This window comes from Sinorhizobium sp. GQ132 (assembly GCF_059758575.1).
In genome coordinates this window covers 73733-90998 of record NZ_JCAXDX010000013.1, presented here as the reverse complement: position 1 = coordinate 90998, position 17266 = coordinate 73733, and the positions used below count along the sequence as shown (strand labels likewise).

Below are 17266 nucleotides of genomic sequence, written 5' to 3'. Positions count from 1 at the left end.
GGTTCCACTCCTTGGACTTTAGTCCGACTCAATGTCGGACGATTTCCCGATTAATCGTGCGGACTTCGGGGATATATTTCCTTGATAGTGAATTTTCTTGAGTAAGGCTCGTTCATCAGCGGTTCAGGCATGATGGCCCAAGCTCATAGGCAGCGAGAAGGAGTCGATGATGAAAAAGCTCTTATCCGCCCTCACAGCCTTAGTCCTGACTGCGCCTTTTTCCCTTCCGGCAAGCGCCGCACCGATATTCGTGCCTGCGCCGGAGCAGGTGAAGACCGACGCTGTCGAGCAGGTCAATCACCGCCGCCATCGCCATTGGCGCACGCAGCGCCACTGGAACAGACGCTACGCTTCGCGTTCCTGCCGCTACTACGGCAGGTGCTATCCCCGCCATTACAGGCACTATAGCTATCGAGACTATCACCGCTACCATCGGCGGCCGGGCGTGACGATCTATTTCAATTTCTAGCGACGGTTCACACGGATGCTAGTCCTTCCTCGAAGCGCATTCGGGGAGGGATTTCTTTTGCGGCGGATGGATGTCATCGGTGCCAACGCGCACCACGAGCATTCCTGCGAAACTTTGCAAGCGATCGTCTGAGTTTCGTCATGTTCTGAGCGACTTGCTCGATCGTGAGCAAGTGCTTTTCATTCTCCAACACGATGGCAGTCCCACATCTCCTGCAAGGGAGTTCGTCGTTCGCTTTCACCCAAGCGACGGGCTTACTGGTCTCATGGCCGCATTCGGGGCAGGGGATACCGATCTCTTCATTATCGAACATAGCAGCACTCCGGTTGAGTGCGAATCACAGCACAACCTATTTCGAGGCGCAATGCTTACTCTCTGACTAAAAAGGGCTAGAAACGGTGGTCGCGACCGCATCCTTATGGGGCATGAGGGAGAGCCAACAGTGCGGTGTGCGGGTGCGTCAATCGGCTGCCCGCGCAGTACCAATGGCCACGAAAAAGCCCCGCACGATGGCGGGGCAAGCCCTCATCCAGTTGCCTTCATTGGACTCGGGGACGCAGCCGGAATGCAGCTGCGCAGAGACGCTATCTGCGGTTTCATCAGCGAGAAAGGTCTGATTCCGCGATTCCGGTACGCCTCTTCAAAATACATGGGCAGGTAAAGCGCTTTTGCACATTTACATCAAGCGCGATTTTCCGCCTACTGATCACATCAGCGGCATCGGCCCAATACCAATCAGAATATCCACGCGCGCGGAACGCAGTGTCAATGAACGGTGCGGATCGACTGATCGAGAAAGCTGCGTATTCCGTCGCGATGGACGGTCGCCAGAAATTCCTGGAAAGCATCGCGGTCGGTAGCGAACAGATCATCCCAGACGGTCGAATATCCCTCTTGATCGACGACCTCGAGCGTCCAGTCCGCGTTGGTGCCGGCCGGGCGATATATGCCGATGGTGACCATGATGTCGTCGTCGACAAATTCGCCGGAGAACTCGGAAAACTCGTACTGCTGTTCGTTTTCGGTCATCGATCTCTTATAGCATGTGGGAGTGCCGAGGGGCAGCCTTCATGACGTCACCCCCGTATGGATGCAGGTATATCTGTTCGGGTCCCAGGTGCCGTCCTGACAGGGGACATCGGCAATGCCGGATACGAGCAGGAACAGCAGCAGCACTGCGATCAGAGTGGCCGCCAGGGCGAGTAGTCTCATGGCGCGCACGTTACGCTTCAATATTGCTTACTCCAGACCACGCCATGCTGATCTTTTCAGCGTTCAACTGAAGACAAATAGCAGCCAAACGAGCACAAAGGCGGAGATGATGATCACTGCCACTGCAATCAGTTCAACTCTTCGTCCCATCTTCTACTGCCATTCGGAAAATCATGTTGCTAACTTGGGGCAAACAGCAGAACCACAGCGATAACGGTCAACAACGGCCCCATCCAGCGAAAATGCCTTGTGAGTTGAACGAGCCACGGCGCTTGAGTATTCGTCTGGACGAAGCCAAAACCTGCCGCTGTCATCCAGAGACCGGCGCCAAACATGATTATCTGATCGATATTGGCCATTGTCACCGGTTCGAACGTGTTACTTAGTCGGCTTCACAAGCGAGATGACCCGCGGCTTAGACGGCGCGTCCAGCCATTCGATCCACGTGTCACGTTCCTCGATTGTGTCGAAAAACCGCCAGAGCTTATACTCTTCTTCGGTGGTGTCCAGCATCTCGCCAACGGTCACGAGTTCCAGGGGCAATGTCACCTCGTTTCCATCGAACCGAACGAAATAGAGCCCCTCTGCAGCGAGCCGGATCACTTGACCGGTAGAGTAACTCCCATCGGCGGCGTCGACCGTAAAGTACATGCCGGTCAAGGTTTCGAAAATTTTGCTGCTCATCGGTTTCACATGCCAGTTCAGGAAATGGGAATCAGAGGTTCGCCCAGGCCGCCGGCAAACGCAAGAGATCACCACGATAGACTCGGCGCCGCGTCGACAGATCAAAGCGACGACCACGGAGGCAGCGATGGACGCGCGCGCTGGAAGGTACTTCAGGTGGCTTCTGTGGAACATCTGCATCGCCGCGTTGACGGCGGCACGAGCCATTGGTCAAACCTCGCTATGGCATGCCAGCCGCTGCAACAACAGCCGCGGCGAGCGCGACTGGCTGAGTTACGCGTCCTGGCGACGCAAAGCGTTTTAGGACCAATCAGAGCTACAGTTTCCAATGGCCAGCGCGGTCACCATCTGCGCCCGCACCAGGAGCGCCGGCCGGTAATCTACCGCCAGTAACTCCGCCCGTTGTCGATTGACGATCGGCCCATAACGTAGCCGATTGCGAAGGCGAGGGCGCCGACTGTGAGCGCCAGGCCGGTTGCTGTGTATGGGTGATCTGCGGCGCCGGCCACCACAGCGTTAGCCTCGCGGCTCACTGCGTCGGTGGCTGTCTTCGCTACCTTTCGGACACCAGTGGGCGGTTCGGTCGGCGTCCCGGTGAAGCCGGCGCTCAGTTCGTCTTTGGCCATGTTGTTTCTCCTGCTGGGGAAGGAGGAACCGACGACCGGCGGGGAGGTTCCGGATATCAGTGAACCGACCGGATCTGCGCATTGCGTAGATTCGATTTAGCAGGACACCACCAACGCACCCATTCATCAGCAGTTCAGCCTCCACGGTGCAATCTCATCCGCACCGAGGAGGATCCCCTCATGAGAAAGTTTTTGTCGGCCCTCACAGCTGCAGTTTTGGCTGCGTCCTTCGCCTTGCCTGCGAGAGCCGCGCCGATCTTCGTGCCTAGGCCAGAGCAGGTGAAGACGGGCGCGGTTGAGCAGGTCGACCACCGACGCAACTGGCGAGACAGCCATTGGAACAGGCGGCACGCTTGGCGTTCATGCCGCTACTACGGCAGGTGCTTCCCACGCTATGACTACACCTAGAGCTACGGCTACCGCGACGATTACCGCTACAACCGTCGACCGAGCGTCAATATTTACTTGAATTTCTAGCGGCTCGCCGACGTGGGCTTAATGCAAGGCTGTGATTCTGGTGCCGACGCCAAGCTGGCCGGGTGGCGGAAGGCGGGGGTAAAGCTAGAAAGATCATGCAAAGCGTTGTTTAATTGTCTTTTTATGGTGAGCGCGCAGGGATTCGAACCCTGGACCTACTGATTAAAAGTCAGTTGCTCTACCGGCTGAGCTACGCGCTCCCATGCCGGGCTTGCAGGCCCGGCGGAGTGGCCGGACATATGCACGCAGGCTTTGCGCCGGTCAACCCAAAAATTGCACTAAGCCATGATTATGGGTTCGAACCGAGCGGCCCTGTGTGCGGCCGTCCCCGTCGGTGCGGCCATGGCTCGGTGCGTCAAAATGATCGCCAAAAGGTGATTGGTTTCGCTCCATACATGCGGGTAAGAAGGCGGCAAGTCGAGTGCCGGAGTTCTGATACCTTGTCGATTGCAGATATTTCCATCTGGACCGCCGTTCTGGCAGGTGCTCTGTCCTTTCTCTCGCCTTGCGTCCTGCCCCTGGTGCCGCCTTACCTGTGCTATATGGCAGGCGTTTCCGTCGACCAGTTCCGGGATGGAAATGCCGTGGCAACCGCAAGCACGCGCAGGGCCGTCCTGCCGGCGGCGCTGTTCTTCACGCTCGGCTTTGCGACGGTCTTCGTGGCGCTCGGGGCGGGCGCCTCTTCGATCGGTCTTTTGCTCAGGCAGCATCTCGATCTTCTTTCGCGCATAGGCGGGATCATCATCATCGTCATGGGATTGCATTTCCTCGGGGTCTTCCGGATCGGCCTGCTTGCCCGCGAGGCACGTTTCCAGGGTGGCAAGCCGGCGACCCTGTCTGGTGCCTATGTCATGGGTCTTGCCTTCGCCTTCGGCTGGACACCGTGTATCGGCCCGGTGCTGGGCACCATCCTGGGTGTTGCCGCCGCGCGCGATACGGTCGCCGACGGCGCTGCTCTGCTGGCGATCTATTCGCTCGGGCTCGCAGTACCGTTCTGGATCGCGGCGGGGTTTTCCAGTGCCTTCATGCGTTTCCTTTCGCGTTTTCGCCGCCATCTGGGGCTCATCGAAAAGCTGATGGGCGCTCTGCTCGTCGCCGCCGGCCTTGCTTTCCTCTTCGGCTTCGTCAGTTCCGTCGCGATCTGGTTCCAGCAGACCTTCCCAATTCTCTCCCAAATCGGCTAAGCACGCCCAGCTACAGCTTCCGGACGGAAAACGTCACCCACTTTTCCTGGAAGCGCTGAGTCTTCGAACAACGCACTTCCGGACGGAAAACCGCTACACACTTTTCCTGGAAGCGCTCCAGCAGCGGCGAGGGAGATCATGGCGGAAATCACGGGTCTGGTGCTGCCGTTCTTCGGCCTCATCTTTCTCGGCTACCTGACGGCGCGCCTCGTCGACCATCCGGGCGAGGCGATGGGCTGGCTGAACACGTTCATCGTCTACCTGGCGCTGCCGGCGCTCTTCTTCAAGCTGGTATCGCGCACGCCGGTGGAGGAGCTTACCCGTGCCGATTTCATCCTGACCAGCGTAGGCACGACCTATGTCGTCTTTGCGCTGATCTTCGCCATAGGGCTGTTCCTTCGCCGCAATACGGTTGCCGAGGCGACGATGCAGGGCTTCGCCGGTGCTTATGGCAATATCGGCTACATGGGGCCCGGCCTGGCGCTGCTGGCTCTCGGGGAGACGGCGGCCGTTCCGGTGGCGCTGATTTTCTGTTTCGAGAATGCAGCGCATTTCACCGTCGCTCCGGCGCTGATGGCGGCTGCGGGTGGCAGCAAGCAGAAGCCTGCAGTCCTCGCGCTGGGCATTGCGCGCCGGATAGCCTTTCATCCATTCATCCTGTCGACCTTTGCCGGCGTCGCCGCGGCTTTTCTCTCTTTCGAGGCCCCGCTGCCGCTGCAGCGGCTGATCGACTACCTGGCGCAAGCGGCGGCGCCTTGCGCCCTGTTTGCGATGGGGGTCACGCTTGCGCTGCGCCCGCTTAAGCGTATTCCCGCGGAGATCGGTTACATCGTTCCGGCGAAGCTCGTGCTTCATCCGGTGCTCATGTATCTGGCGCTCAGCCTTGGCGGTGCCTACGACCCCATCTGGGTCCAGACGGCAGTGCTGCTGGCTTCGCTGCCGACCGCAACCAATGTGTTCGTGATCGGCCAACAATACGGCGTCTGGCAGGAGCGGGCATCGGCGACGATCCTCATCACGACGCTACTCTCCGTCGCGACGGTCACCGGGCTGTTATACCTCATACGCTCAGGCGCTCTTCCGGCGGATCTGTTCCCGTAAGCCCTCCTTGAATGCCTGCAGCGCGCTGCCGGGATGAATTCCCTCGCGCATCAAAAGTCCGCGCAACGGGCCCGCAGAGGAGAGGAGATGCAGGCCGGCCGCACGCAAGGCCTGCACCGGCAGGAAATTCGAGAGCAGCGAACGGTTGAGCAGGTCGACGCTCGCCGTACGGCTGAGAATATCGGCGCGCCGCCGTCCATCGAAGCGGTCGCCTGTGTCTGCCGGCAGGCGGCTGCCGGTTGGCCGGCCAACGAGATCGACAAGGGTCATGATGTCGCGAAGACTGAGGTTCAGCCCTTGGGCCCCGATCGGCGGAAAGGCATGGGCGGCTTCGCCGACGAGCAGGACGCGGCCCTTGCCGAAACGACGGGCAGAAAGGCCGGAAAGCGGAAATGATTGCGGCATTCCCTCTGTCGTGACTTTGCCGAGAATCGACTGCATCCGATCCTCGATCGTGCGCGAGAGGATATCCGGTGCAAGCGTCAGCATCTCCTCGGCATCGCGAGGCTTCCGCACCCAGACGAGGCTCGAGCGATTGCCGGGAAGCGGCACCTGCGTGAACGGACCGCTTTCCGTATGAAACTCGGTCGAAACGTCCTGATGCGGCAGTTCATGGCTGAAATTCAGGACGATAGCGGCCTGCGGATAGGACCAGGTGCGAACGCCGATCCCGGCCGCCTCCCGCACGGCCGAGCGTCGCCCGTCGGCGCCGACCACCAGATCGGCAGTGATCGAGCGGCCATCGCCAAGGCCGATCCGAATCTCTGCGCCGTCGATGTCTATTCTCGTTGCCGCGGCGGTCGCACGCTCGAGCGTCGGCAGTTCCGCTTCGTGCCTTTCCAGAATCTCGAGGAAGGGCGCGTTCGGAATGTTGTAGCCGAAAGCCTCGAGGCCTACTTCGGAGGCGCGGAAATTGACCGGGGGCGCCCGAAAAAGCCGCCTGGTCCCGTCGAGGATGTGGATGGCGACCAGCGGTGCCGTCAGCGGCTCGACCTCATCCCAAAGATCGAGCTTCCTCAAATATTCGATCGACTGGTCCATGAGCGCGGTGGTGCGGCCGTCGGCGATGGCAGGCCGCGGGCCGACGAGCGCAACGCGGTGACCTTCGCGTGCAAGAGCGATGGCCGCCAGAGAGCCGGCAAGCCCCGCGCCGATTATTGCGATGTCATAGTGATCCATGGCCGACAGGACCTCCCGTGCGGTTGCCCGCTTTCGTCTCGATATTGCAGCCTGAAGTGCCCGCCTTCATGCGAAGTCCTTCAGCGTGCTGGTTCATGCCCGCAGCTTCGGGCGACATGCATTAGTTCTAGCCGCTTACCCCATTGAAATAAATGGGCAGAATCACCGCAGGGGCATGCGCCGCATGTCCACAGGACAATACCGCCTCAAAGTGGCGAACGGTTGGAATTTGCTGGCGATGCTCGGCAAACGGTGCATATTACGGCCAAAGTGGTGCCGGTGCTGAAAGAGCGGCTGACTGGCGGCGCAGAGGGACGGGACAAGGGACAGGGCGGCTTCGCACATGAAGTTCTTCAATTACAGACGCGTTCCTTACGCGGAAATCCGCGCCTTTTCCGTGCATATCCTTACAGCGTCCGGATCGTTCCTGGCCTTTCTCGGCGTCGTCGCCGCGGCAGAGCATCGCTTCGTCGACATGTTCTGGTGGCTCGGTCTGGCCTTGCTCGTCGACGGCATCGACGGGCCGATCGCCCGCAAGGTCCAGGTCAAGGAGGTGCTGCCCAACTGGTCGGGCGATACGCTCGACAACGTCATCGACTACGTGACCTATGTGCTGCTGCCGGCCTTCGCGCTCTACCAGAGCGGCATGATCGGCGAACCCTGGTCGTTCGTGGCCGCCGGAGCGATCGTGGTTTCGAGCGCCATCTACTATGCCGATATGGGGATGAAGACGGATGAGTATTTCTTCTCCGGATTTCCGGTCGTCTGGAACATGGTCGTCTTCACCCTTTTTGTGATCCAGGCGAGCGAAGTCACTGCATCGATTGTGGTTTTCCTTTCCGTGATTTTGACGTTCCTGCCCATCAACTTCCTGCATCCGGTGCGTGTGAAGAGGCTGAGACCGCTCAATCTCGGCGTCTTTCTCGTCTGGTCGGTGCTCGGCATGTATGCGTTGCTCCTGCATTTCGAGACCCCGCCCTGGGTGGTGGTGGGCGTCGTGGCAACCGGGCTTTACCTCTACGTCATCGGTTTCATACTGCAGATATTCCCGAAACTCGGGCGTGCCTGAGCGCGATCGGTTAGGCTCGGCCCGAAATCATCGCAATCGATTAGGAGTTGGACATGGCACAGGCGATCGTCATTCGCGAACTTGGCGGACCGGAAGTTCTGAAGATGGAGGGCGTGACGCTTGCGGCGCCCGGACCCGGCGAAGTGCAGATCCGGCAGGTGGCGATCGGCCTCAACTTCATTGACGTCTATTTTCGCACCGGCCTTTACAAGGCGGCGACCGGACTTCCCTTCGTTCCGGGCAAGGAAGGCGCCGGGGTAGTGACTGCGGTGGGCGATGGGGTCAGCATGTTTTCGGTCGGCGACCGCGTCGCCTATGCATCCTCTGACGGCGCCTATGCCAGCGAGCGCAACGTAGACGCCTCGCAACTCTTGAAGGTGCCGGACGGAATCAGCCTGGAGACGGCGGCTGCGATGATGCTCAAGGGCATGACCGCGCAATACCTTCTCAACCAGACCTTCAAGGTAGGCCCGGAGACGACCTTGCTCTTTCACGCCGCCGCGGGCGGCGTCGGGCTCATTGCGGGGCAGTGGGCCAAGGCACTTGGTGCGACGGTGATCGGAACAGCCGGATCGCAGGAGAAGATCGATCTGGCTCTTGCCCATGGCTACGACCACGTCATCAACTACCGCACGGACAATTTCGTGGAGCGCGTCAAGGACTTGACCGGAGGGCGCGGCGTCGATGTCGTCTATGATTCCGTTGGGCGCGACACGTATCCGGCCTCGCTCGACTGCCTGAAGCCGCGCGGCCTCTGGGCCAGCTTCGGCAATTCCTCCGGGCCGGTGGATGCTTTCAACATCGGTATCCTGGCGCAGAAGGGCGCGCTCTATGCGACGCGCCCGACGCTCTTCACTTATGTCGCGACCCGGCCGGCCCTGGAGGCATGTGCAAATTCCCTGTTTGATGTTGTGCAAAGCAACAAAGTGCGTATCAATATCAATCAGACCTATCCGCTCGCCGAAGCAGGTCGGGCGCATACGGATCTCGAAACAAGAAAAACAAGTGGAACGACATTGCTGATTCCCTGACAGAAGCCTTACGGCGCCGGTGTCTTATCGGACGCGAAGGTCGCCGTAGTCTTCACGTGGCTGCAGGTTCTTGTCGATTGATCGGGTACGATCAAAGGAACGTGCAGTAAAGCGAGCGGGGATCGAAGAGGGGAAGAGGGCAGCGTGCCTGAAAAGGGACAAACCGCGAGCGGCCCGCTGCTGGCCGTTCGCAACCTTACGAAATTGTTCGGCTCGTTCGCGGCCTGCAATGCAATCGATCTGCAGATAGAACCCGGAGAAATCCACGCGCTGCTCGGCGAGAACGGCGCGGGAAAGTCGACGCTGGTGAAGATGCTGTTCGGCGTGCTCGCGCCGAGCGCCGGCGAGATCATGTGGCAGGGGTCGAATGTTCGCATCGGCAGCCCGAGCGACGCCCGCCGGCTCGGCATAGGCATGGTCTTTCAGCATTTCTCTCTGTTCGAGGCGCTGACGGTCGCCGAGAATATCGCCCTTTCGATGGACAGGTCGGTTTCGCTTGCCCGGGTTGCCGAGGAAGCGTCACGGCTGTCGCGCATCTATGGCCTGCCGCTCGATCCGAAGGCGCATGTCGCCGATCTCTCGGTCGGAGAAAGGCAGCGGATCGAAATCGTCCGGGCTCTCCTGCAGAACCCGCAGCTCATCATCCTCGACGAACCGACTTCGGTGCTGACGCCCCAGGAAGCCGACCGCCTTTTCGAGACGCTGCAGAAATTGCGATCGGAGGGGCGTTCCGTCCTTTATATCAGCCATCGTCTCGAGGAAGTGCAGCGCATCTGCGACCGCGCGACGGTGCTGAGACACGGCAAGGTAACCGGCGCCTGCGATCCGCGCGCGGAAACGCCCGCCTCTCTTGCACGCATGATGGTAGGCAGCGACGTTGCCGTCGTGACGCCGGAGGGAACGAGCACCAGAGGCGACGTGCAGTTGGAGGCGCGGCATCTTTCCGTCGCGGCGCGCACGCCCTTTGCGGTCTCCTTGAAAAACATCTGTCTCAAGGTCAGGGCAGGCGAGGTGCTCGCGATCGCCGGAGTGGCCGGAAACGGGCAGAGCGAGCTCTTCGATGCGCTTTCGGGCGAATATCCGGTCGCCGACGACAATGCCATCCAGATCCGCCAGCGGCCGGTGGGGACCAGGAACATCAATGTCCGCCGTCTGATGGGCGCCGGTTTCGTGCCGGAGGAGCGCCATGGGCACGCCGCGGTCTCGGCGCTGTCGCTCTCCGACAATCTCGTGCTCGCGCGCAGCCAATCGGATCGACGGGCTTTTCTCGGCGGCGGCGCACTGAAGATCATCCGCCACGGCGCCGTCCAGGCGGCGACGAAGCGGATTGCCGAGGCGATGGACGTGCGCAAGAGCGGCGAGGATCCGCCGGCCGGATCACTCTCTGGCGGCAATCTGCAGAAGTTTATCGTCGGACGGGAACTGGACCGTCAGCCGGCCGTGCTCGTCGTCAACCAGCCCACTTGGGGAGTCGACGCCGGAGCGGCGAGCCGTATCCGTCAGGCCCTGGTCGATCTCGCAAAAGCGGGATCCGCTGTCCTTGTCATCAGTCAGGACCTCGATGAAATATTCGAAGTGGCGACCGAGATTGCCGTCATAAGCGACGGGCGTCTCTCCGATCCCTATCCGGCCCGTGAACTTTCGCGCGAAAAGATCGGCCTGTTGATGGGCGGCATGCATAGCCGATCGGAAGGCGGGGCGGAAGGTACGGGAGCAGCGCATGCGCATTGAACTCGAAAAGCGCGCGAAGGCCTCGACGCTGTTTTCCATCCTCTCGCCGTTCATCGCTTTTGCGCTGACCATCATCTTCGGCGGCGTGATGTTCGCATTGCTCGGCAAGAATCCGGCGACCGCGCTCTACAGCTTCTTCGTTGAACCGCTGAGCGAGGTCTGGTCGCTGCACGAACTCGCGATCAAGGCGGCGCCACTGATCCTGATCGGCGTCGGGCTCTCCGTCTGCTTCCGCTCCAACAACTGGAACATCGGCGCAGAAGGGCAGTTCATCATGGGCGCAATCGCCGGCTCGGCCCTCCCGGTACTCTTCTACGATTGGCAGTCGCCGTTGATACTGCCGCTGATGATGCTTCTCGGCATGCTCGGTGGAGCGCTCTTCGCCGCGATACCGGCCTTCCTGAAAGCGCATATGAATACGAACGAGATCTTGACGAGTCTGATGCTGGTCTATGTGGCCCAGCTCTTTCTCGACTGGCTCGTGCGTGGCCCTTGGCGCAACCCTCAAGGTATGAACTTCCCGGAAACGCGAACGTTCGGCGCGGACGCTATCCTTCCCGAAATGCTCGCCTCGGGGCGTACGCATTGGGGTTTTGCCTTCGCGATCATCGCGGCGGTACTGGTGTGGTTCATGATGCGCTATACGTTGAAGGGATTCGAAATCACCGTTCTCGGCCAATCAGAGCGGGCAGGGCGCTTTGCCGGCTTTTCCTCGCGCAGGATGATCTGGTTCTCGATGCTGTTTTCCGGCGCGCTGGCGGGGCTCGCCGGCATTTCGGAAGTGAGCGGAGCCATGCAGCAGCTGCGTCCTGTGATCTCGCCCGGTTACGGCTTCACCGCCATCATCGTCGCGTTCCTCGGCCGGCTCAATCCGCTCGGTATCGTGGCCGCCGGTCTCGTCCTGGCGTTGACTTATCTCGGCGGTGAGGCCGCGCAGCTTTCGATCGGCGTATCCGAAAAGGTGACGCGCGTCTTCCAGGGGCTGCTGCTGTTCTTCGTGCTGTCGTGCGACGCGCTCATTCACTATCGCATCAGGCTGGTGTGGGATCGCTTCGCAGCGGTCAAGACGGAAGAGGCGCACTGATGGGCATAGTCGAAGCAATCCTCTTAAGCGTCATCACGGCTGCGACGCCACTGGTCCTCGCCGCCCTGGGCGAGGTCGTCGCCGAACGGTCCGGCGTGCTCAACCTCGGCGTCGAAGGCATGCTGATCATGGGAGCTGTCTGCGCCTTCGCGGCGACGCAGCTCAGCGGCTCGCCCTATGTGGGAATTCTTGCCGGCATCGCTGCTGGCGCCGTGTTTTCGCTGCTGTTCGGCTTCCTGACGCTGACGCTCGTTGCCAACCAGGTAGCGACCGGCCTGGCGCTCACGCTCCTCGGGCTCGGCGTTTCCGGGATGGTCGGAGAAAGTTTTCTCGGGATGCAGGGTATCAAGCTGCAGCCGATCGCAATTCCGCTCCTGTCGAAGATACCGGTCGTCGGACCGCTTTTGTTTCGGCAGGACGCCATATTCTATGCGTCGGTCGCGATCGTGGTGGGCGTCCATCTGTTTCTATTCCGGAGCCGTGCGGGGTTGAAGTTGCGGGCGGTGGGCGACAGCCACGCCTCGGCCCACGCCCTCGGCGTGAACGTCATTCGCACACGCTACCTGGCCGTTCTGTTCGGCGGCGCCTGCGCCGGACTTGCCGGCGCGCAATTGTCGCTCGTCTACACGCCTCAATGGGTGGAGAACATGTCGGCCGGCCGCGGCTGGATCGCGCTGGCATTGGTGGTTTTCGCCTCGTGGCGGCCCTGGCGCGTCGTCGCCGGAGGATATCTCTTCGGAGCCGTCTCGATAAGCCAGCTTCATGCGCAGGCTTTCGGCATCGGCATTCCGTCGCAGTTCCTGACTGCGCTTCCCTATCTCGCAACGATTGTCGTACTCATTCTCATATCGCATAACCGGCGTATGACCCTGATCAATACGCCGGCATCGCTCGGCAAGCCGTTTGTGCCGGACCGGTGAAGAACAACAGCCAGACGGACATTTCTCAAACCGACAGAGGTCAAAAATGAAAAAACTACTCGTCGCCCTCGCAACCACCGTCGCCGTGCTCGGTATCGCGCCGGCTGCAAGCGCTCAGGAGAAGGCAAAGATCTGCTTCATCTATGTCGGCTCGAAGACAGACGGCGGCTGGACCCAGGCCCACGACATCGGCCGCCAGGAGCTCGAAAAGGAACTCGGCGACAAGATCGAAACGCAGTTCCTGGAAAACGTGCCGGAAGGTCCGGACGCCGAACGCGCGATCGAGCGCCTGGCGCGTTCCGGCTGTGGTCTGATTTTCACCACGTCTTTCGGGTTCATGGATGCTACGATCAAGATCGCCGGCAAATTCCCGGATGTGAAGTTCGAGCACGCGACCGGCTACAAGACCGCGCCGAACGTGGCCACCTATAACAGCCGTTTCTACGAAGGCCGCTACATCCAAGGCCAGATCGCCGCGAAAATGTCGGAAAAGGGCGTTGCCGGCTACATCGCCTCGTTCCCGATTCCCGAGGTGGTGATGGGCATCAACGCCTTCGTCATCGGGGCCCGGGCGGTCAATCCGGACTTCAAGATCAAGGTCGTATGGGCGAACACCTGGTTCGATCCGGGCAAGGAAGCGGACGCCGCCAAGGCGCTCATCGACCAGGGCGTCGATATCATCACTCAGCATACCGACACGACCGCGCCGATGCAGGTCGCAGCCGAGCGCGGTATCAAGGCTTTCGGTCAGGCATCCGACATGATTGCCGCCGGCCCGCAGACGCAATTGACTGCGATCGTCGATACCTGGGGCGCCTACTATGTGAAGCGCACCAAGGCCTTCCTCGATGGAACATGGTCGACGACTTCGAGCTGGGACGGCCTGAAGGACGGCATCCTGACCATGGCGCCCTACACCAACATGCCCGATGACGTGAAGGCGATGGCGGAAGCGACGGAGGCGAAAATCAAGTCCGGCGAACTGAAGCCGTTTACCGGTCCGCTCAACAAACAGGATGGCAGCCCGTGGCTGAAAAAGGGCGAGACGGCCGACGACGCGACGCTGCTCGGCATGAACTTCTATGTCGAAGGCGTAGACGACAAGCTGCCGCAATAATCGAACGCCCGAACACGGCAATTGCAACCCCGCGCCTCGTGCGCGGGGTTTTCTATAGTCCGACGGCCTGCCTGCAACTCTCCGCAGGCCTTTCAGGAATCGTCTATTCGATCTAGTGTTGATCGTCGCCGGCAAGAATCACGCTGACGATGAGGAGTTTCCCTGGGGAGGAGTGGTTGAAGAGCGTGCTTGAGACCGTGATATCCGGCACGCCGAAGCGGACGAGCCATGCACAGGTCGTGGATCAGCTCGGCAAGGCGATCGTTTCGGGCGAGTTCCCGGTCGGCAGCATTCTCCCCGGAGATCCTGAACTGGCGCTCCGTTTCCGCGTCTCGCGGACGGTACTGCGCGAAGCGATGAAGACACTTGCCGCCAAGGGCATGATCGTTCCGCGCGCCCGGATTGGCACGCGCGTCACGCCCCGAAAGGAATGGAATCTTTTCGACAGCGACATTCTCACCTGGCATTTCGCCTGCGGCGTCGATGAGGACTTTCTCTACCATCTGAGCGAGGTACGGCTTGCCTTCGAGACCCATGCTGCGGCACTGGCGGCAAGAAACGCGTCGGATGCGGAAATCGCGGGGATGATGCGGCTCGCCGTCGCCATGGGCGAGGCGAATCACACCCCCGAGAGTCTCGCCGTGGCGGATCTCAAGTTCCATCTCTCGGTCATCGAAGCATCCGGCAATCCCTTTCTGCGTACCGTCGGGGGCTTGATCGAGGCAGCCCTTGTCGGCGTGTTCAAGCTCAGTTCGCCGACAGCCGAGAAGGGCGGCATCGACGAAGTTGCGCGCAACCATATCCGCATCGTCGAGGCGATCGGCAAACGCGACGAGGCGGCTGCACGCCTTGCGATGGAGCATGTGATCAAGGTAGGGCGTGCGCGCATCCGTCAGGCGCTAAGCGGCGGCGGTGCAGAAGCCTGACCGAAGGCCGTCAAACACATTGACAAGACAGCGGCATTCTAGGGACTGTTGAGATTCGGGCCACCGCCGCCGCGTGTTTGACTTCCTCATTCCTGTGCTTGTCACAGGAATCCAGCCAGACCAAGTCCTTGGGCTGAAGAAGGCTTCCCGCGCCGCAGACGCGGCGCTGCTGGATCCCTGTGACGAGCACATGAGGAGAGGTTGCAGCCCTCCGAAAAATTCCTGCAGCGCCGCGCGTCTTATGAGACGCTTCCCGCTCTAACTTACGTTCATGCTTTTAGGTCGAGCCGACCTCAGAACATCGTGATCCAGGCTCCGGCGCCCGGCCGTGAATTCCTGCTGGTGGCCTTGCCCGACCATGCGGCTTAGCCTATCTGGGAAGCGGGCAGTCGCGCGGCCGCCTGTTCTTCAACGGTGAACCGGAGACTATGTTCGAGCTTCTTGTCATTTTCATTCTGCTCTTGATCAACGCTTTCTTCGCGTTGTCGGAAATGGCAATCGTCTCGGCAAGCAAGCCGCTGCTTCGTCAGATGGTGAAGCAGGGTAACCGGCGCGCGGAGGCCGCGCTGACGCTGGCCGAGGATCCGGGCAAGTTCCTGTCGACGGTGCAGGTCGGCATCACCCTTGTCGGCATCCTCGCGGGCGCCTATGGCGGCGCGACGATCGCGGCAAAGATTGCTCCGTTCCTGAACGACATCGGCTGGATCAGCCCTTACGGCGACACCGTTGCGGTCGCGCTCGTCGTCACGCTGATTACGTTTCTGTCGGTGGTCATCGGCGAGCTCATCCCCAAGCAGCTGGCGCTTCGAAATCCCGAAGGGCTGGCCATGTTCGTCGCCGGTCCGATGGCGCTGCTTTCCCGTATCGTAGCGCCGGTCGTCTTTATTTTCGAAACGGCGGCCTCTATTGCGATGCGGCTCATGGGCATGAGGCCGGAGGATGCCGATCGCGTCACCGAAGAGGAAGTGCAGGCGATCATGGCGGAAGGCGTCGAAAGCGGCGCCATCGAGAAGAGCGAGCACGAGATGCTGCGCCGAATCATCCGCCTCGGCGATCGCAACGTCAAATCGATCATGACCCACCGCACAGAGGTCGGTTTCATCGACGTTCACGACAGCCTGGAGACGATCGGGCAGAAGATCCGGCAGTTCGGCCACTCGCGCTACCCGGTGATCGACGGCCCATCGGGTGATGTCATCGGCGCGGTCCTTACCAAGGAGATATTGAATGTTGCGCCGGCCGCGCCCTTCAACATCCGCGATTATGTCCGCGAAATTCTTACGCTGCCGGAGACGGCCTCCTGTCTGAAAGCTCTCGAAGCCTTCAAGTCGTCCAGCATCAATATGGCGATGATCGTCGACGAATACGGGAGCACGGAGGGGATCATCACCACCGCCGACATCCTGGAGGCAATCGTCGGCGTCATCCCATCGAATTATGATAATTCCGAACACGCCCTCATTCGCCAGCGCGACGACGGCAGCTATATCGTAGACGGACGGACGCCGATCGATGAAATTCACCTCCAGATCGGCATCGATGGAATCGAAGTGGACGGCGATTTCGAAACCATAGCCGGCTTCCTGGTGCAGCAGTTGCGCAAGACTCCGGAGGAGGGCGACACTGCCGAGGCCCACGGCTATCGCTTCGAGGTGATCGACATGGACGGCCGACGCATCGACAAGATCCTCGTCAGCCGGGCCGGTGAAACACTTTCATGACGCGGTTTTCCGCGACATCCCGCGTCTCAACTCATCAGAATCGATCACATTCATGATTTCAGGTCGATCCGACCTAAAATCACCGCGATCCGCCTGGAAGTAGTCGAGGTGAATGCGCGCGGGCGATGCAGATGGCGGCGAAGGCGGAAAATCGTAACGGACGCGGGAGGCTCTGGAGGAGAGTCGCGTGGGGCGCGGCCGCAGCGCTTATGCTGCTGCCCTTGCTCGCGATGCAAGTCACGGAGGAAGTGGTTTGGGATGTCGCCGATTTCGCTGTCTTCGGAGCCATGCTGATCGCCGCAGGCGGCGTCTACGAGGTGTCGGCAAGGTTCGCTGCCGGGAACGCATACCGCGCAGCCGTCGGCCTTGCGCTGGCGACAGCATTCCTCCTGGTGTGGGTGAATCTCGCCGTCGGCATCATCGGGACCGAGGATGACCCCGCCAACCTCCTCTATGGCGGGGTGCTGGCCTTCGGCATCATCGGCGCCTTCATCGCGCGCTTTCAGCCGGCCGGAATGGCCCGCGCTTTCTTCGCAACGGCGCTCGCGCAGGCGCTGGTCGCCGCGGTGGCGGTGGCCGCAGGGATGGGTTACCCGGCAAGTCCGCCGCTGGAAATCCTTTGCGTCAATGCCTTGTTCGCAATGCTCTGGCTCGCATCGGCCTTGTTGTTTCGGAAAGCGGCGCAGGAAAAACCTCCCGCGGGCAGGGCACCGTAGCTCAGCACCCCAGCCTTCC

General features: G+C 60.8%; 19 protein-coding genes, 1 tRNA gene and 1 pseudogene. 13 read left to right on the top strand and 8 right to left on the bottom strand.

Features of this window, described 5'->3' with window-relative positions:
- Window positions 1-169 precede the first annotated feature (169 nt).
- Window positions 170-469, top strand: coding sequence for a hypothetical protein (locus AC6CIG_RS25300; protein WP_026168599.1), 300 nt, complete (start codon window positions 170-172; stop codon window positions 467-469).
- 73 nt (window positions 470-542) lie between these two features.
- On the opposite strand, the gene AC6CIG_RS25295 is transcribed toward AC6CIG_RS25300, so the two are convergent.
- From AC6CIG_RS25295 to AC6CIG_RS25270, 6 genes are all read right to left on the bottom strand, one after another.
- On the bottom strand, window positions 543-782 hold the full coding sequence (locus AC6CIG_RS25295; protein WP_018095003.1) for a hypothetical protein: 240 nt from the start codon (window positions 780-782) through the stop codon (window positions 543-545).
- Between the two features lie 452 nt (window positions 783-1234).
- Entirely contained in the window at window positions 1235-1498 is a 264-nt protein-coding gene (locus AC6CIG_RS25290; protein WP_018095002.1) for a hypothetical protein, read from the bottom strand.
- 39 nt (window positions 1499-1537) lie between these two features.
- Entirely contained in the window at window positions 1538-1681 is a 144-nt protein-coding gene (locus AC6CIG_RS25285) for a hypothetical protein (RefSeq protein ID WP_164866908.1), read from the bottom strand.
- Window positions 1682-1860: 179 nt separating this feature from the next.
- Window positions 1861-2040, bottom strand: coding sequence for a hypothetical protein (locus tag AC6CIG_RS25280; protein ID WP_018095000.1), 180 nt, complete (start codon window positions 2038-2040; stop codon window positions 1861-1863).
- Between the two features lie 19 nt (window positions 2041-2059).
- Window positions 2060-2365, bottom strand: a complete 306-nt coding sequence (locus AC6CIG_RS25275) for a hypothetical protein (RefSeq protein WP_026168598.1) — start codon at window positions 2363-2365, stop codon at window positions 2060-2062.
- 380 nt (window positions 2366-2745) lie between these two features.
- Window positions 2746-2991: a membrane protein gene (locus tag AC6CIG_RS25270; RefSeq protein ID WP_018094998.1), complete on the bottom strand. Its 246-nt coding sequence runs from the start codon at window positions 2989-2991 to the stop codon at window positions 2746-2748.
- 180 nt (window positions 2992-3171) lie between these two features.
- Here AC6CIG_RS25270 and AC6CIG_RS25265 point away from each other — a divergent pair.
- A pseudogene (locus AC6CIG_RS25265) lies at window positions 3172-3468 on the top strand (hypothetical protein).
- Between the two features lie 124 nt (window positions 3469-3592).
- On the opposite strand, the gene AC6CIG_RS25260 reads toward AC6CIG_RS25265, so the two are convergent.
- A tRNA-Lys gene (locus AC6CIG_RS25260) sits at window positions 3593-3668 on the bottom strand.
- Window positions 3669-3908: 240 nt separating this feature from the next.
- Here AC6CIG_RS25260 and AC6CIG_RS25255 point away from each other — a divergent pair.
- Window positions 3909-4652, top strand: a complete 744-nt coding sequence (locus AC6CIG_RS25255; RefSeq protein WP_026168597.1) for a cytochrome c biogenesis CcdA family protein — start codon at window positions 3909-3911, stop codon at window positions 4650-4652.
- Window positions 4653-4790: 138 nt separating this feature from the next.
- Window positions 4791-5753 (top strand): AEC family transporter, encoded by a 963-nt coding sequence (locus AC6CIG_RS25250; RefSeq protein ID WP_127709956.1) that lies wholly within the window; start codon window positions 4791-4793, stop codon window positions 5751-5753.
- On the opposite strand, the gene AC6CIG_RS25245 is transcribed toward AC6CIG_RS25250, so the two are convergent.
- Window positions 5721-6932, bottom strand: coding sequence for a UbiH/UbiF family hydroxylase (locus AC6CIG_RS25245; protein WP_127709954.1), 1212 nt, complete (start codon window positions 6930-6932; stop codon window positions 5721-5723). The two genes, AC6CIG_RS25250 and AC6CIG_RS25245, sit on opposite strands and share 33 nt — an antisense overlap.
- Window positions 6933-7275: 343 nt before the next feature.
- On the opposite strand from AC6CIG_RS25245, the gene pcsA reads away from it, so the two are divergent.
- The 9 genes from pcsA (at window position 7276) to AC6CIG_RS25200 (ending at window position 17247) form a co-directional block, all read left to right on the top strand.
- On the top strand, window positions 7276-8001 hold the full coding sequence (pcsA, locus tag AC6CIG_RS25240) for a phosphatidylcholine synthase (RefSeq protein WP_127709952.1): 726 nt from the start codon (window positions 7276-7278) through the stop codon (window positions 7999-8001).
- 53 nt (window positions 8002-8054) lie between these two features.
- On the top strand, window positions 8055-9032 hold the full coding sequence (locus tag AC6CIG_RS25235) for a quinone oxidoreductase family protein (protein ID WP_437412227.1): 978 nt from the start codon (window positions 8055-8057) through the stop codon (window positions 9030-9032).
- A 144-nt stretch (window positions 9033-9176) separates the two neighbouring features.
- Window positions 9177-10763, top strand: a complete 1587-nt coding sequence (locus tag AC6CIG_RS25230; protein ID WP_437407695.1) for an ABC transporter ATP-binding protein — start codon at window positions 9177-9179, stop codon at window positions 10761-10763.
- Entirely contained in the window at window positions 10753-11847 is a 1095-nt protein-coding gene (locus tag AC6CIG_RS25225; RefSeq protein ID WP_437407696.1) for an ABC transporter permease, read from the top strand. The genes AC6CIG_RS25230 and AC6CIG_RS25225 overlap by 11 nt, the downstream gene beginning before the upstream one ends.
- A complete protein-coding gene (locus AC6CIG_RS25220) occupies window positions 11847-12767 on the top strand; it encodes an ABC transporter permease (RefSeq protein WP_437412228.1) in 921 nt (306 codons plus the stop codon). The genes AC6CIG_RS25225 and AC6CIG_RS25220 overlap by 1 nt, the downstream gene beginning before the upstream one ends.
- Before the next feature lie 46 nt (window positions 12768-12813).
- Window positions 12814-13884, top strand: a complete 1071-nt coding sequence (locus AC6CIG_RS25215) for a BMP family ABC transporter substrate-binding protein (RefSeq protein WP_498324060.1) — start codon at window positions 12814-12816, stop codon at window positions 13882-13884.
- A gap of 176 nt (window positions 13885-14060) precedes the next feature.
- Window positions 14061-14810 carry a FadR/GntR family transcriptional regulator gene (locus AC6CIG_RS25210; protein ID WP_018094988.1) on the top strand — a complete coding sequence of 250 codons (750 nt, stop codon included), beginning with the start codon at window positions 14061-14063 and terminating at the stop codon, window positions 14808-14810.
- A 428-nt stretch (window positions 14811-15238) separates the two neighbouring features.
- Complete coding sequence (locus tag AC6CIG_RS25205; protein WP_018094987.1) at window positions 15239-16531, top strand: hemolysin family protein; 1293 nt, start codon at window positions 15239-15241, stop codon at window positions 16529-16531.
- Between the two features lie 125 nt (window positions 16532-16656).
- Window positions 16657-17247 carry a hypothetical protein gene (locus AC6CIG_RS25200; RefSeq protein ID WP_437407698.1) on the top strand — a complete coding sequence of 197 codons (591 nt, stop codon included), beginning with the start codon at window positions 16657-16659 and terminating at the stop codon, window positions 17245-17247.
- Window positions 17248-17266: the final 19 nt, after the last annotated feature.